Annotated in this window: 16 protein-coding genes; 12 read left to right on the top strand and 4 right to left on the bottom strand. The window is 65.2% G+C overall.

Annotated elements, in window-relative coordinates:
• On the bottom strand, positions 1 to 903 hold the full coding sequence (locus F4558_RS01770; RefSeq protein WP_053653007.1) for a tryptophan 2,3-dioxygenase: 903 nt from the start codon (positions 901 to 903) through the stop codon (positions 1 to 3).
• 144 nt (positions 904 to 1,047) lie between these two features.
• On the opposite strand from F4558_RS01770, the gene F4558_RS01765 reads away from it, so the two are divergent.
• The 3 genes from F4558_RS01765 (at position 1,048) to F4558_RS01755 (ending at position 3,001) form a co-directional block, all read left to right on the top strand.
• Positions 1,048 to 1,512 (top strand): Lrp/AsnC family transcriptional regulator, encoded by a 465-nt coding sequence (locus F4558_RS01765; protein WP_053653008.1) that lies wholly within the window; start codon positions 1,048 to 1,050, stop codon positions 1,510 to 1,512.
• Between the two features lie 163 nt (positions 1,513 to 1,675).
• Positions 1,676 to 2,149: a hypothetical protein gene (locus F4558_RS01760; RefSeq protein WP_167947178.1), complete on the top strand. Its 474-nt coding sequence runs from the start codon at positions 1,676 to 1,678 to the stop codon at positions 2,147 to 2,149.
• A gap of 12 nt (positions 2,150 to 2,161) precedes the next feature.
• Positions 2,162 to 3,001: a class F sortase gene (locus F4558_RS01755; protein ID WP_167942997.1), complete on the top strand. Its 840-nt coding sequence runs from the start codon at positions 2,162 to 2,164 to the stop codon at positions 2,999 to 3,001.
• Positions 3,002 to 3,041: 40 nt separating this feature from the next.
• Here the strand turns inward: F4558_RS01755 and F4558_RS01750 are convergent, their stop codons facing one another.
• Positions 3,042 to 3,578 carry an HNH endonuclease gene (locus tag F4558_RS01750; RefSeq protein WP_053653125.1) on the bottom strand — a complete coding sequence of 179 codons (537 nt, stop codon included), beginning with the start codon at positions 3,576 to 3,578 and terminating at the stop codon, positions 3,042 to 3,044.
• Between the two features lie 606 nt (positions 3,579 to 4,184).
• Between F4558_RS01750 and F4558_RS01745 the strand changes: the two genes are divergently transcribed.
• The 3 genes from F4558_RS01745 to F4558_RS01735 all read left to right on the top strand — a co-directional run bounded on the left by F4558_RS01745 (position 4,185) and on the right by F4558_RS01735 (position 8,953).
• Positions 4,185 to 5,840, top strand: coding sequence for a DUF262 domain-containing protein (locus tag F4558_RS01745; RefSeq protein ID WP_167942996.1), 1,656 nt, complete (start codon positions 4,185 to 4,187; stop codon positions 5,838 to 5,840).
• Positions 5,841 to 6,294: 454 nt separating this feature from the next.
• Positions 6,295 to 7,782 (top strand): AAA family ATPase, encoded by a 1,488-nt coding sequence (locus tag F4558_RS32030; protein ID WP_167942995.1) that lies wholly within the window; start codon positions 6,295 to 6,297, stop codon positions 7,780 to 7,782.
• A 613-nt stretch (positions 7,783 to 8,395) separates the two neighbouring features.
• Positions 8,396 to 8,953: an HD domain-containing protein gene (locus tag F4558_RS01735; protein WP_167942994.1), complete on the top strand. Its 558-nt coding sequence runs from the start codon at positions 8,396 to 8,398 to the stop codon at positions 8,951 to 8,953.
• On the opposite strand, the gene F4558_RS01730 is transcribed toward F4558_RS01735, so the two are convergent.
• Together F4558_RS01730 and F4558_RS01725 are read right to left on the bottom strand one after the other, a co-directional pair.
• Positions 8,941 to 9,411 carry an NUDIX domain-containing protein gene (locus F4558_RS01730; RefSeq protein ID WP_167942993.1) on the bottom strand — a complete coding sequence of 157 codons (471 nt, stop codon included), beginning with the start codon at positions 9,409 to 9,411 and terminating at the stop codon, positions 8,941 to 8,943. The genes F4558_RS01735 and F4558_RS01730 overlap by 13 nt on opposite strands.
• A gap of 26 nt (positions 9,412 to 9,437) precedes the next feature.
• Complete coding sequence (locus F4558_RS01725) at positions 9,438 to 10,187, bottom strand: helix-turn-helix domain-containing protein (RefSeq protein ID WP_167942992.1); 750 nt, start codon at positions 10,185 to 10,187, stop codon at positions 9,438 to 9,440.
• Positions 10,188 to 10,377: 190 nt separating this feature from the next.
• Between F4558_RS01725 and F4558_RS01720 the strand changes: the two genes are divergently transcribed.
• The 6 genes from F4558_RS01720 (at position 10,378) to F4558_RS01695 (ending at position 13,976) form a co-directional block, all read left to right on the top strand.
• Entirely contained in the window at positions 10,378 to 10,710 is a 333-nt protein-coding gene (locus F4558_RS01720; protein ID WP_167942991.1) for a hypothetical protein, read from the top strand.
• A gap of 120 nt (positions 10,711 to 10,830) precedes the next feature.
• Complete coding sequence (locus tag F4558_RS01715) at positions 10,831 to 11,760, top strand: hypothetical protein (protein WP_167942990.1); 930 nt, start codon at positions 10,831 to 10,833, stop codon at positions 11,758 to 11,760.
• A 115-nt stretch (positions 11,761 to 11,875) separates the two neighbouring features.
• Complete coding sequence (locus F4558_RS01710; RefSeq protein ID WP_167942989.1) at positions 11,876 to 12,754, top strand: FtsK/SpoIIIE domain-containing protein; 879 nt, start codon at positions 11,876 to 11,878, stop codon at positions 12,752 to 12,754.
• Positions 12,751 to 12,939: a hypothetical protein gene (locus F4558_RS01705; protein WP_167942988.1), complete on the top strand. Its 189-nt coding sequence runs from the start codon at positions 12,751 to 12,753 to the stop codon at positions 12,937 to 12,939. The genes F4558_RS01710 and F4558_RS01705 overlap by 4 nt, the downstream gene beginning before the upstream one ends.
• An 84-nt stretch (positions 12,940 to 13,023) precedes the next feature.
• Entirely contained in the window at positions 13,024 to 13,557 is a 534-nt protein-coding gene (locus F4558_RS01700; protein WP_167942987.1) for a DUF6197 family protein, read from the top strand.
• Complete coding sequence (locus tag F4558_RS01695) at positions 13,554 to 13,976, top strand: DUF6197 family protein (protein ID WP_167942986.1); 423 nt, start codon at positions 13,554 to 13,556, stop codon at positions 13,974 to 13,976. The genes F4558_RS01700 and F4558_RS01695 overlap by 4 nt, the downstream gene beginning before the upstream one ends.
• Positions 13,977 to 14,098 lie beyond the last annotated feature (122 nt).

Below are 14,098 nucleotides of genomic sequence, written 5' to 3'. Positions count from 1 at the left end.
TCACATCGCCGTACGTGCCGACCACAGCTCCGGGAAGACCACCCGGGCCATGCTCCGTTGCAGCCACGCCAGGCCGGCCGAGCCGCCGCTGCCGACCTTCGCGCCCATTGTCCGCTGGACCGCCTTCACGTGGTTCCAGCGCCAGTCGCCGAACTCCTCGGCCACGCCGCTGAGCGCCTCGCCCAGCAGCCGCAGCTGGTTGTCCGGACCACCGTCGACGTAGATCCGCACCCAGGCCTCCTCGACCGCCGGGTTCGGGTCGTGCTCGACCGCCACGTCCCGGTCGAGCAGGTCGGCGGGAAGGTCGAAGCCCTGCCGGGCGAGCAGCGCCACCACGTCGTCCCAGAGGCTCGGGGCGGCAAGCGCGGCGGTCAGCGCGGCGTGCACCTCGGTCTGCCTGCGGAACGGTCGGATCAGCGCCGGATCACGCAGACCGAGCAGGAACTCCAGCTGCCGGTACATCGCCGACTGGAACCCGGAGCCCTCACCCAGCAGGTTGCGGAACCTGTTGAAGTCGGCAGGGGTCATCCAGCGCAGACCCTTCCAGGAGGCGTTGAGCCCCTCCAGGTGCAGGGTGGCGCGGCGCAGCGGGGCCAGGGCATCCGCGATCCGGTCCTCGCGCAGCAGACGTTGGGCGTCACGCAGCTCGTGGCAGGTCAGCCCGAAGTACAGCTCCATGATCTGGCTGACCACCAGGAACGACATCTCGCCGGGGTCGTCGCTCAATGGCTGCTGCAACTGGTGCAGTGCGCTCGCCCGCACGTACGCGTCGTAGGGCACCAGCTCGGCGAACTCCAGCGTCGGCTCGCCGCCGTTGCGTGCGGCCCGCGCGGCCCGCTGACGCGGGGTCACCGGTCGTACCGTGACGCCGCGTTCGGGTGCCCGCCGCTCCGTCTGATCCACCAGTCGTCTCCCTCCGGATGTGCCGACAACATGATCCCGCGGTTGGATCGGCAGATGGAATGCCTGATCAACGGCACTTCCCGGCCTGAGATGGCGAACGAAAGGCAGGTGGGCGAATCGGCTTCACGAAAGTAAGGTCGCAGCGTGGACCACATGGACTGGGCGCTACTGCGCGAGTTGCAGGCCGACGCGAGGCTCTCCTTCAGCGAGCTGTCGCGACGGGTGCACCTGTCCCCACCAGCGGTTGCGGAGCGGGTCCGCCGGCTGGAGGAGACCGGAGTGATCGTCGGCTACCACGCCCACGTCGACCTGACCCGGGCCGGTCGTACGGTGGTCGCGCTGATCCGAATGTCCTGTTATGGCGCGCGCTGCATCCTGCACGACCCGGAGGTGGCCGGCTGGCCCGAGATCCTGGAGATCCACCGGATCACCGGAGACGCGTGCAGCATGCTCAAGGTGGCCGCCGGCTCGATCGACGACTTCGAAGGGGTCATCGACCGGCTCGCCCCGTACGGGCAGCCGTCGAGCACGATGGTCCTCTCGTCACCGCTGCACTGGCAGCCGATCCACCCACTCCCGCCCGCCGACCCGGCCGTCCCCCGCCGCTGACCCTGCCGTCCCCGCCGCTGACCCTGCACGTTCGCGGGTTTGCCCCCGGGCCAGCGGGAACTCAGCGGCGTACCCAGGGGAGGGTTCCGGCGGTCGACGCCGGGAGGGGGAAATCATGCAGGGGCTTCGCACGATCAACCGCGCACTCTCGTCCGCACTGACGCTGTTGGGGCTGGTCGGGGCGTTCGTCCTGTTGTCGGTGGCACCGGCACGAGCCGGTGAGAACACCTTCATCGAGGTGACGCCCAACAGCGTCCAGGCCGGCAGCCGGGTGAGCATCAAGGCGAGTTGCGACAACAACAACGACCGGCAGGCAAACGTGCACTCCGACGCGTTCGGGCACGTGATGCTCAGGCCGGACAACGGCTTCCTCAAGGGGGAGGTCACCGTGCCGGCCAACAAGCAGCCCGGTGACTACCCGGCCGACCTGAAGTGCCAGAACAACCAGACGGCCTCCACCATGCTGACGGTGCTGAACATGGCATCGCCCAGCAAGGGGCCCGCGACCGGTGGTGGCGGCACCGCCGGCGGCCGGGGCACCGGCTCGATGCTCGTGCTCGGCGGCGTGGCAGTGGTGGGCGTCGCAGTCGCGCTTGGCATGGCGGGCAGCCGGCGTCGGACCGGAGCCGGCTCCTGAGCCGGGCACGCCATGACCCGCAGATCCGCGCGTACGCGGCCGGAGCGCCGTGCCCGACAGCGGGCCGGGACGGCGCTGCGCGCCTCCGGTCGGCTGGTGGCCGGCGCCTCGCGCCGACTGCGCCGGGTCGCCGGCCAGGCGGTGGCAGCGAGCGTCGCCACCACCGACCCGGATGCCCGCCCGCTGCCGCCGCGCCGTCGTCCCGTCGGGTCGCCGCTGGTGGGCCGGCGGTTCGGCCCGGGGCCGGGGCTGCCGGTGCTGGCCGTCGCCGCAGTGATGGTGCTGATCGTCGCGATGCTCGGCATCGAGCAGGTCACCGGGATCAACGTCCTGCCGGACAGTCTCAGCGCCGGCCTGCGGCCACCACCGAAGAAGTTCCCGGTGCTGCCTGCCAGTCGACCAACCGATCTGGCCATCAGCAAGATCGACGTACGGGCTCCGGTGCATGACGTGGGCATCGCCGCCGACGGCACCATCGCCGTGCCGGACGCCGCCCGCGCCCAGGAGGCCGGCTGGTACGACCAGGGCCCCACCCCCGGCCAGTACGGCCCGGCGGTGATCGTCGGACACGTGGACACCACGAGCGGGCCTGCGGTCTTCCACCAGCTCGGCGAACTGCGCTCCGGCGACGAGATCGAGGTGACCCGCTCCGACCGCAGCGTGGCGGTCTTCGAGGTGGATTCGGTGGACCACTTCGACAAGGGGCGACTGCCCGTCGACGAGGTGTACGGCGACTTCAGCCGCCCCGGCCTGCGACTGATCACCTGCGGCGGCCGATGGGTCGGCGGTGAGACCGGCTACTCGGACAACGTGGTGGTCTTCGCGTCGCTGGTCAAGGCCCGTGGTGCTTGACGGCGGGCCGCGCAGGCCCTGCCGCGACCGGGTCCGGGGCTCAGGCGGCGGCTTCGGGCTCCCGCAGGTCGAGCCAGTCCGCCCAGCGGGGGTCCGGTGCGCGATGCCCGAGGACCCGCCAGGCGGTGCCTTTCGGAGCAGCCGGGAGCGCGTGCAACCGCCAACCCAACTCCGCGGGCGTCTTGTCACCCTTCGTGTGGTTGCACCGGGCACACGCGGCAACCACGTTCTCCCAGGCGTGCCTGCCGCCCCGGCTACGGGGGAACACGTGGTCGATGGTCTCGGCCGGCCCACGGCAGTAGGCGCAACGCCAGCCGTCCCGGGCGAAGATCGCCCGCCGGGACAGCCCCACATGAGTGCGGTACGGCACCCGGACGAAGCGGGTCAACCGGACCACCGACGGCACCGGGAGCGCGTCGCGGGCGCTGTGCAGGATGCCGTCACCGTCGGCCACGCAGACCGCCTTTGCGGTCAGCACGAGGATCGCGGCACGACGCACCGACACGACACACAGGGGCTCGTAGGTGGCGTTGAGGACAAGCGCGCCGGAGCCCACAGTGGGTCGTATGTCAGGCATCGCGGTCACCCTCCCGGTTCAGCGGCTCCTGCGGAGGACCGCCGACCGACGTCGGGCATGACGGCCCGAACGGTCGACGCCCGTCCGATCACCGACGTCCGTTGCGCCAATCGTCCCTGATCGGACCCCGGATTGCACGTACTAATCCCTCATGGGGTATGAGGATCATCCGCATCGGGGCGGATCGTCGTCCCGGCCTGGGAGAACCCTGCCGTTGCCTGACACTGATTGACACCCCTTGCCGGCCTCAGTTGTGCCGGATCTGTGCCCGATGATCTTCGGCCGCACCCTCCCCGGCTGCGCCCTCAGCCATCCCGTCAGCCTTCGTCCGCACACCGTGGAGTGGGTGGGGCCTGCCCGGTCAAGGTGGAGCACCCCACCGTCTGAACGACCTTGACCGGGCAGGCCCCACCCACTCGGCTCTGCCCGGACGGAGGCTGTCGGGATGGCGCCAACCATCCCAGAGCGCCCGAGCTCCCCGCCGGAGGCTCGTCGCTTTGGTCAAAACAATTGAGCGTTGCGCGCCGGCAACGCGAGCCCGTCCGGTGAGTGCACCTCGACCCCAATGTCGCTACGGTGAGGAGGAGCCACTCGGACGGAGGATCAATGGCAGACCCCACGAACTTCGGTCACGACCGGCTGGCACACTTGCTCTCGGACCGCTTGCTGAAAGTCCCAAGATTCCAGCGTAGCTATTCCTGGGATGATGCGAATGTGCGCGAGTTCCTCGATGACCTCGAAAACGCTCGGTCTAGTAAACAGCCGTATTTCATGGGGACCGTAGTCCTAGCCTTCGACACCGAGGACTCAAGTCGGCAGCTTATCGTTGACGGCCAGCAGAGGCTGACGACAACAGCGATCCTCTTGGTCGCGATCAGGGACCGGCTGGCACAGCTTGGGAAGCAGGATCACGCAAACTCGGTGGACGAAACATACCTTCGTCGCTTCGAACTGCTTCAGGAACAGCGAGTCACTCGCCTGATCCTGAATCCTGTTGACTCACCCACCTATGAACAAATGCTCGCCGGCGAGCCGACGCTACCCAGCTATCCCTTAGGGCGCTGTTACGCAGCATGCGCGAAGCACCTAGCGGATCTTACTCCCGACGGAACTGACTACAAGATATTGGTCGACATGGTCGATCAACTTGAGAGGCGTGTCCAAGTACTACTTGCCCTTGCCAGCGAACTCTCTGAGGCGTACGTGATCTTCGAGACGCTGAACGACAGGGGCGCCGAGCTCACCACGGCCGACCTACTGAAGAACTATCTCTTTAGCCAGGCAGGGCGCGACTACCTGGGACTCGTAGAGCGTACTTGGACCTCAATTTCTTCCAGGTTCGACAAAGCTGACGACTTAGTCAAATTCATACGCTACGAGTACATGTCGAGGCATGGCAAGGTGACCATGCGGAACCTTTATAAAGCACTCCAGGCATCAATCGAAAAGACGCCAGCCGGCATCCGGGAGTACCTACTCAGGCTTGACCACGCCCTAAAGTTCTACACGGCTCTGCGCGAACCGGACAACATCCTCTGGTCGGGCGTTAATACCGACGTCCGAGACTCTCTGCTGGCAAATCGGCGATTCGGTTTCGAATCTAGCAACCCGCTCATACTCGCGGCCTTCCGTTCCTGGGATACCGAGAGAGCCGCCAGGCTTGTAAACAAAGTAACTGGGTGGTCAATCCGCTCAGTGGTCGGTGGAAAAATCGGCGGCGGGCAGTCAGAGGAAGCTTTTTGCGCCGCTGCGATCGCGGTGGCTAGCGAAAGGGCCACCAACCAAGACCAAGTACGAACACAACTCAGCCACATCGTTCCGAACGATGATGATTTCATTCAAGCCATACAGGCGTATGGGCCACTTTCTTTGGGGCGCGCAAAATACCTACTCGCGCGGCTGGAAAGGCAGATGGTTCTCTCTCGCGGCGGAAATGCCGAGGGCTTGCCAGACTGGAGCAGTACCGCCGTCTCGGTGGAACACATTCTTGCCGATTCGATGACGCGCTCAGATTTCGCCTCCGAGGATGACTTCAGCGATTTTTCCACGATGCGCGACAGGATCCACAATTTAACCCTTCTCGAAAAGACTCTCAACAGGGGTCTGTCGAACAAGCCATTTGAAGAGAAGCGTGAAACTTATGGGAAATCAAAGTTCACGATGACACGTGACGCTGGAGAGGCTGAGGCTATGCATATCAGCGACATACGGGAGCGAGGGAGACGGCTCGCACGGTATGCGCCGGCCGCCTGGCCCCTGTGACCCCGTAGAAGCTTCTGGCGCGCCCGCCGGCATTCCGAGTTTTCCTGATCCCTACCAATGATCGACCACCTAACTACGTCTGCTGGCGTACTAGCTGAGACCGCTCTAGCCCTCAACCTCCAGCCCCGGATCCGCCAACGCTCATGGCGGCCCGGGGCTTTGTGGCATGTCGCGCCGTCGGCGGGCTGCAACCGACGCGCTGGCGGCCGAAGGCCAGAGGCGCGGCGGCGGGCCTCCGGCCCGGCCCTGGTTCGACGGCGCGAGCGGCCTGCGAAGCGGGCCGCCTTGATCTCGTACAGAAAGTCCTCACACTTCAGCGGCACCGCATTTTGTGCGTCAGCCTCCGCACTACACGTGCCGTCCGCGATCCACAGACGACGCAGTCAGTCAACTGGCTACAAGTGCTGCCGAAAGTGGCCTCTTGGTTGGACCATTCGTGGCGTAAGCTGTCAGCGTGCCAGCGCAAATCAAGGTCCGGAACTTTGCCAACGTGCGCTCCGCAGACGTATCGCTTGGTGACTTAGCAGTCTTTCTCGGCCCCAACAACTCTGGCAAGTCCACCCTTGCAACCGTCATCTACGCGGCGTGCCGCGTCAAGCCGACTGGCGGCATCGGTCTCGGACAGGGACGTCGACTCCAAGACCCGAGGGCAATTCGCCTGCTAGCCAACTATGGAATGCCACCCGACTTCGACGGCAGATCATTGGACAAGCTGGCTCGTCAGCTGCGAGAGGCGCTCTTGAGCTGGGAGCGCCATGATAAGGGGCAAGGTCGAAGCGGGTCGAGCGTGTCGCTACCAACACGTATGGGCCATTTATTGACACGTCCCATGATCGCCACTTTACGGAACTATTGCCAAGTTTTCGTTACGGAGTTAGAGCGCTGCTTCGGCGACACGCTTGACGAGTTCCTGGCTGACGGTAAACGAGAAACAATTATAACGCTGGCACATGATGACGACTGGCATGCGTCCATCACGATACGCAAAGGCAAGCCCTCGTTTGAAATAGACGTTTCCGAACCGAGTGAAGCAGACCTGAATGCAATCATCGACGGCTTCTTTAGGTCTCGCCGATCGGATCATGGGCTTTGGCGACAAGTCACCCAAAGGCACCCGTACGGGCTTCTTCAAGAAGTCTACTCTGAGATTCTCCGCTACTATTTTCGCAACTTTCCTAATCTCGCATACTATCTTCCGGCAGCCCGTTCCGGCATGTTGCATAGCCATCGGGCGCTGGCCGCCGCCCTAATCAGGCAATCGGCGTTCGTCGGCATTCAAGATTTCGCGGTGCCAAAACTGCCTGGCGTTGTCACGGACTTTCTGAGTCAACTCCTGGAACTCAGCCCTCGGCGCACCACTACATACGAAGAAACCGCACGGTTCCTCGAAGGCGAAATTCTGCACGGTCGGATAAATTTGGCGCCACAAGCGCCCACAGCTCCAGAGATTATGTTTGCAGAGGGTGCCTCTGTCTACGCTTTGCATCGCACCTCGTCGATGGTATCGGAGCTGGCTCCGGTGATTCTATTCCTACGCCACGTACTCAGACGAGGTGACCTGCTCATCATCGAAGAGCCAGAGAGTCACCTGCACCCCGCCTCGCAGGTCAAGTTCGCTCAGGCGATTGCTTTGATGATCAACCAGGGCGCAAAGGTTATCATCACGACCCACAGCGATTACTTCCTAAATCAGCTCAATAACCTTATCAAACTACACACCCTTGCCACAGCAAGAGACGAGCAACCTTCGAATTCACCCTCCATTGACCCCCATTCAGTCGAGGCATACTTAGTGAACCCAGGACCCGACGGAAGCAACATTGAACACTTGACCGTGGACCCCTCGAGCGGCATATCAGACGCCGAGTTCGCCGAAGTGGCAGATTGGCTGTACAACGAATCCGCCGCGATTGCGCGAGACCTTAATGACGCGAAATCGTAGTCGCCTCGCTTCCATCGTTAGACAAACGTGCTCCTGCTGCTGGGTGAACCGCTGCCACGATGCCGGGTGCAGTGTGTCAATGCCGCGAGGGGGAGAACCCAGAGCCATTTTGTCTGGGACGCTTCGCCAGCGCAACCACTCTCACACCGGCGCATTGTGCGACTTCATTGTGTTCTACTCGCCGTCTCACGTTGAAAAGGTATTCGCCTTAGAGCTGAAGAGTGGCGCGGTTGATGTTTCGCAGATACTGAGGCAAATCCAAGCGGGCGCAAAACTCGCCGAGGAGCTTACCGCCGATGCAGTTGTTTCTTTCCTGCCTGTTTTGGTCCATGGTGGACGAATCCCTGCGCCTGAACGCAAGGTTCTAGCGCAAAAGCGGATCACCTTCAGAGGGAATAAGTATGAGATATTCAGCATTAGATGCGGCAGCCCCATCCCCGCCTAGTGGTAAGCGCTAGCCTTCTCCAGCTTGGAACCTTAACCAAGGATCCAACGGGCGCAGTTATTAACCGCAGCATGCATGTGGTTCTGTGGGTTTGCGGCAGCACGGGGATCATGGAGGAAACGGGATGCAGGGGTGGCCGCGCGACAGGCTTGGCCGTAGGCTCGCCCTGTGCAATCAAGTGCCGAACGTGCAGCCTTGGCAGCGGAGCAACAGCTAGCGGTGGCGCTACCACGGAGGTGGCGTCACGTCCAAGCCGTGGGAAGCAAGGCCCGCATGCTAGAGCAACTGGTGCCCGAAGAGGACCGTGGCACCTTGGTTGCTGCCGCTTGGCTGCACGACATCGGATACGCCCCTGGCATCGTTACTACAGGATTCCATGCCTTAGACGGCGCACGATGGCTGCTGCGCCACGGGTACCCGCGTAGGCTGGCTGGTCTTGTCGCGAATCATTCATGCGCTCTGTACGAGGCTCAAGAGCGAGGCCTGGCGGATGTGCTCGCAGCCGAGTTTCCGCTGGAAGAGTCACCGGCATCCGACGTCCTCTGGTACGCGGACATGACCACGGGTCCCGACGGACAAGATTTGAGTGTCGAGGAGAGGCTTGCGGAGATCCGTCTACGCTACGGCCCAGATGATCTCGTGACACGGTTCTGGAGCAAGGCAGAAAGACCTCTACTGATGGTAGTGGAGAGGGTTCGCAAATTGATGGCGGCTCAACCAATGTAGGGGTCGGAATGCCGTTCGAACCCGTGGTCAATTCGTAGTCGCATCGACGTGTGGATCGGAAGGGCCTCCAGCTGGTCCTGCGTAACCCACCTGACCGCCGATGATTCGTCGCTCGTCGTCAGCTCGCCACCTAGGTAGCGTCCTCGGAAGCAGATCGAAAACTGCTGTCGTACCTCGCCGTCGCTGTACTCCACGACGTGGCTCGGATTGGTGTAAATCCCAACCAGCTCGGTCACCGCGATGTCCACCCCGGTCTCCTCGCGCGTCTCCCGTACTGCCGTGTCGGCGATGTATTCGCCGAAGTCCTGGGCGCCGCCGGGTAACGCCCACAAGCCGTTGTCGGTCCGCTGGATGAGCAACACGCGTCCCTGCTCGTCCTGAACGAAGACGGTGACGGCTACGACGATGCTGTTCGGCTTCGGGGCCTTAGGGTTGTTGAAGTGCTCGATCCGGGCCATGGTCCCAGCCTCTCACCGCCAGCGGCTCAGTGCTCCGGCCAGACGGCCCGCTTCTTCCCGAGGACTCGGTTGAAACTGGCAACGTAGCTGTCGAACAGCTCCCCGCCGCCGAGGCGTCGCAGGTGCAGCACCGGCGCGTACGCAGCTGGCGTGCCGTAGAGGTGGGTGTTAACCAGCATCTCGTCGTCGAAGCGGTAGATGGAGTTGTAGAGGATCGTGTCGTGGTAGTAGATCCCGACGGTGTCCAGGTCCCGTAGGTCTTTGTAGAAGGCCAACGCGTTCAGGATCTTGTTGGACATGGCTGGGCCGATGCCCTCGTCGTCGCCACGCTCGGCGATGTGCCCACCCTCCGGGTCGCCGAATAGCAACTCCACCTGGACCCCGGCCAACGCCTTCTCGCGGAGCGTCGGAACCCAACGGTGGTTGAACTCAGGCAGGAACAACCCCCCGTAAACCAGGACGCCGACCTGTCGGGTGGCCTGCTCCAGGAGCCGCTGCCAAAGGTCGGTGGGGACGGCTCCGCGGCGCGGGTAGATGTGGACGACCTCTGACTGGCTGACCTGCACCGCTCGTTGCGTCGGCAGGGCGTCCGGCCAGAGGTACGACTCGCTCTCGTCCAGCAACTCGGCGATGGTGTGGCGATAGCGCGGGTACGGGTTGCGGGTCTGCGTGATCCACCGCTCAACGGTCTTCGGATCAACACCCAGCCTGTCGGCGAGCATCGCCGACGTCAGGCCCTTCTTGAGCAGCCCGTTGCGAAGGCGATCGTTCGGCATCGCGTCTCCTGCCATTGGATGGGACAACTCGGGGACGACTTAGCCTAACAAGGACGTCCCTACTCGTCCATGTCTGGTGGTGAACTCGTCACTACCGATCGACGGAACCTGATTCCACAAGAGCTGCCGTCCAGAAAGGACGCGAATGGCCCACCGTAAGGGCTCAGCTCACGAGATGAAGGAGTCAGTCATGGGACGTCTGCTGCTGGACACCTCGCGGGTGTCGTACGAGGTCGCGGTGAACCCGGTTCCGAAGCTGGACCAGACGGGTCAGCAGAAGTTCGACCGGGAGACGAAGCAGCCGATGTGGGCGGTGCAGCTCTACGCCCTGTCGGAGGGAAGCGCGGAGGTCATCAACGTGACGGTGGTCAGCCCGGTAATGCCGGCGGTGGCTGTTCGTCAGCCGGTGGTGCCGATGGACCTGGAGGCGCTGCCCTGGGTCAACGACCGGGACGGCAAGGTCCGCTCCGGTGTCGCGTTCCGGGCGTCGGCGCTGACCGCGCTGGAGACCGCCGCCGTCTAGCGGCCGGGGTTCCTGTTCGGCTCCACAAGAAGGAGAGGTGGACACGGGGTCGCCGTTGATTGGCGTCGTCTGCGACCCCGCGTCCTGTCCAACAAGGTCCCTAGGTAGGGAGGACTTGTCGTGTCCAAGTCTAGCCAGAGGTCCCCGTTCGGCTGGTCGAACCGTGGGGGTCAAGTCACTGTCATCGAAGCGCCGGTTGCCCGCTCGTACCGTCGTCGGGCCGTCATCGCGTTCTGGGTCACCCTCGGCGTGGTCGGCCTTTTGGCCGCCACCGTGGCCTCGCACTACCTGCACCCCATCGTGGGTGGTCTGCTCGGCGTCGTCCTCGGCGCGCTGCTTGGCGCGGTGGTGTTCGCGCTGATCGTGGCGTGGCCGGTGCTGCGCGTCTTCTGGCACTGGCTGCCGGAAATCGTGCTCGGCCTGGCCGTCGTTTACGGCTGGACCACGGTGATGCAGTCGACCCCGCTGTGGGGCTCGCTGCTCATCGTCGCCCTGGTCGTCGGCGTGCCGGCCGCGATCGGTCCGACCCGCCGCCGGGTCATGGCCTGGATCTGGTGCCTGACCGTGCGGCATCGGCTGCGGATGTGTTTCGCGGCGTTCATCGCCACCAACCGGCACGGCTCGCTGCCGCTGATCCTGCCCGCCACGCCGACCCCGGCCGGCGAGCGGGTCTGGGTGTGGCTGCGCCCTGGTCTGTCCCTGCGGGATCTGGAGCAGGACGGCCAGATGCAGAAGCTCGCTGTGGCGTGCTGGGCCAACGAGGTCCGCGTCATGCGCGCCGGCCGCAAGTACGCGGCACTGATCCGCATCGACATCACCCGCCGCGAACCCCTCGCGGGCAAGGTCGTGTCGCCGCTGCCGGACTACGTCCCCACGGACATCCCGGCCAACGCTCCCACCTCGCCGGGCATGCCGCCTGTCGGCCTGGACCTGCCCGACGTACCCGACCAGCCGGTCACCGCACCGGCTGACACTCCCCGCCAGCGCAAGCCGCGCAACCCCACCACTACCGCGAGCCCGTCCGGGTTCGACCCCTCCGACTACGCCTAACCAACCTCCGGGACGGCGCGGACCAAGCACCCGACGACGGGTCGAGCGTCCGCGCCCCTCCCATCCCCCACCCGCCTGTGACACGTACGTGTCAACCGACCCCGGGAGCCCTGCCATGGACCTCACGGACACCATCGAACTGCCCCCGCCCCCGGACGCGCCGCAGACGGTGCCGGTCGGCGCGGGCCTGTCCATCTTCGACCCGGTCTTCCTCGGCATCGACGAGTTCGGCCACCCGGCCTACCTGCCGATGATCTACCGCAACATCCTCATCGGCGGTGAGCCCGGCGCGGGCAAGTCGTCGCTGTTGAACACGATCGTTGGGCACGCCGCGTTGTGCCCGGACGTCAGGTTGTGCCTGCTCGACGGCAAGCAGGTCGAACTCGGGCTGTGGAAGGACGCCGCCGACGTGTTCGTCGGCCCGGACATCGACCACGCCATCCGCACCCTGCGCCGCGTCCAGACGGTGATGGACAACCGGTATGCGTTCCTGCTGTCGCACCGCCGCCGCAAGATCGGACCCAACGACCTGTTCGGTCAGATCCTCGTGGCCTGCGACGAGATCGCCTACTTCTCCGCCACCGCCGGAGACAAGAAAGACCAGGACCTGTTCGCCGCGCTGCTGCGCGACATCGTCGCCCGGGGCCGCGCCGTCGGCATCATCGTCGCCGCCGCCACTCAGCGACCCTCGTCGGACATCATTCCGCCGTCGCTGCGGGACCTGTTCGCGTGGCGGTTCGCTGGCCGCTGCACCAACGACGTGTCCTCCGACATCGTCCTCGGACACGGCTGGTACGCCCGCGGCTTCTCCTCCAACAGCATCGACCCGAACAACCAGGGCGAGGGCTACCTCATCGCCGAAGGCGGCATCCCCAACCGCGTCAAGGCCGCCTACATGACCGACGCCGACATCATCCGCGTCGCCGACTACGCCACCTGGACCCGCCGCCGTAGCGGCCTCGCCGCCCCCGCCGACCTGCGGACAGCGGCATGAGCACCACTGCTACGCCGACTCGCGTCCTGGACCTCGTGCTCATCGGTGACGGCGAGGACATCGCCGCACTGACCGCCATCGCCCGGCACGCGGGCGCCCTGGTCTTCCGCACCGCACCCACCCCCGCCGGTGAGAACGACGACCGGCAGCGGGTGTTCCTGAGGCTCCACCTGCACCACCGATAGAAGCGGCCGACAGACCGGCCAAGGCCCTGAGAAAGCTGCCCGGTCTGCCGACCCAACCACCGCCCACGAAAGGACGTGGCCGCCATGAACCCTACCCAAAAACAGCCCCACACCCCCGCCGCGCTGGCCGACCTGACTCCGGCCGACACCCTGCGCTGCGCCGCCCGCTACCTGGAGATCCGAGGCTGGACCCAGGGCGATCCGTACAAGTTGAGCGAGCACGATTCGTTCCCGCCGGCCTGCACCCTCGGTGCCATCGCCATGGCCGTCTACGGCCACCCCGTCGCCATCGAGGACCGCTACTGCGGCGACGGTGCCGCCGCCGACCTCTGGGACACCACCGTCACCTGCCTGGCCGACTTCCTCCGGCACGACGGCCGCACGCCCAACTTCGACGACAACACGCCCTCGACCTCGGCAACGGAGACCGTCGCCGACTGGAATGACGACGCCACCCAAACCCTGCCCGGCGTCCTGGACGTCCTGCGCGACTGCGCCGAGGACTACGACTGGACCCACGCCACCGAAGACCAGCTCGAAACCTACGCCGACCACGAGTACAGCCAAGAGCGGCTGCCGACCCGCGCCGGGTTCCTCGTCTGGCGGGCTGCTCGATGAGCACCGTCTCGGCTCTGCCGACCGGCAACGTTCACGCCGTCCTTGACCGCGCCGCCCTCTACCTGGGCCGCTACGGCTGGACCCCCACTGGCCTCTACGACGCCCACGACGCCTGCCCGGCCAAGTGCGCCTGTCACCGCACCGGCACCTACCCCGCGTCGATCCTCGGCGCGATCCGGGCCGCCGTGTTCGGCCGACCCCGCTGGTACCTGACCGGCATCACCGACGCCGACCAGCGCGCCTACAGCGCCGCCGTCGAGTGGTTCAACACCTACCTCATCGCGGTCGGCCACGCCGGCCTTCACGCCCCGGTCTTCGCCTGGGAGAGCACCCCTGGCCGCAAGGCGGCCGACGTCATCGAGGCGCTGTGCGCCGCCGCCATCGCCTACCGCCGACACACCATCCGGAGGGCCGCATGAGCACCGCCGCCCACACCCCCGACCTGACACGTACGTGTCAAAACGACATCTCCACCGCCGCACTCGTCGGCGCGCTCGAAGCGGCCTGGTCCGCGATCCGCGACCAGCACGCCGAAGTCCCG

Origin of the sequence: Micromonospora profundi (assembly GCF_011927785.1) — a bacterium.
GTDB classification, from domain to species: Bacteria; Actinomycetota; Actinomycetes; order Mycobacteriales; family Micromonosporaceae; genus Micromonospora; species Micromonospora profundi.
Note: the sequence above shows the minus strand (reverse complement) of the source record. Positions and strands in the feature narration are given on the sequence as shown.

Coding starts and splice junctions, on each gene's coding strand:
- F4558_RS01705 (WP_167942988.1), top strand. CDS start 12,751: ATGAGCACCACTGCTACGCCGACTCGCGTCCTGGACCTCGTGCTCATC.
- F4558_RS01745 (WP_167942996.1), top strand. CDS start 4,185: ATGGCAGACCCCACGAACTTCGGTCACGACCGGCTGGCACACTTGCTC.
- F4558_RS01710 (WP_167942989.1), top strand. CDS start 11,876: ATGGACCTCACGGACACCATCGAACTGCCCCCGCCCCCGGACGCGCCG.
- F4558_RS01695 (WP_167942986.1), top strand. CDS start 13,554: ATGAGCACCGTCTCGGCTCTGCCGACCGGCAACGTTCACGCCGTCCTT.
- F4558_RS01750 (WP_053653125.1), bottom strand. CDS start 3,578: ATGCCTGACATACGACCCACTGTGGGCTCCGGCGCGCTTGTCCTCAAC.
- F4558_RS01755 (WP_167942997.1), top strand. CDS start 2,162: ATGACCCGCAGATCCGCGCGTACGCGGCCGGAGCGCCGTGCCCGACAG.
- F4558_RS01730 (WP_167942993.1), bottom strand. CDS start 9,411: ATGGCCCGGATCGAGCACTTCAACAACCCTAAGGCCCCGAAGCCGAAC.
- F4558_RS01720 (WP_167942991.1), top strand. CDS start 10,378: ATGGGACGTCTGCTGCTGGACACCTCGCGGGTGTCGTACGAGGTCGCG.
- F4558_RS01700 (WP_167942987.1), top strand. CDS start 13,024: ATGAACCCTACCCAAAAACAGCCCCACACCCCCGCCGCGCTGGCCGAC.
- F4558_RS01725 (WP_167942992.1), bottom strand. CDS start 10,187: ATGCCGAACGATCGCCTTCGCAACGGGCTGCTCAAGAAGGGCCTGACG.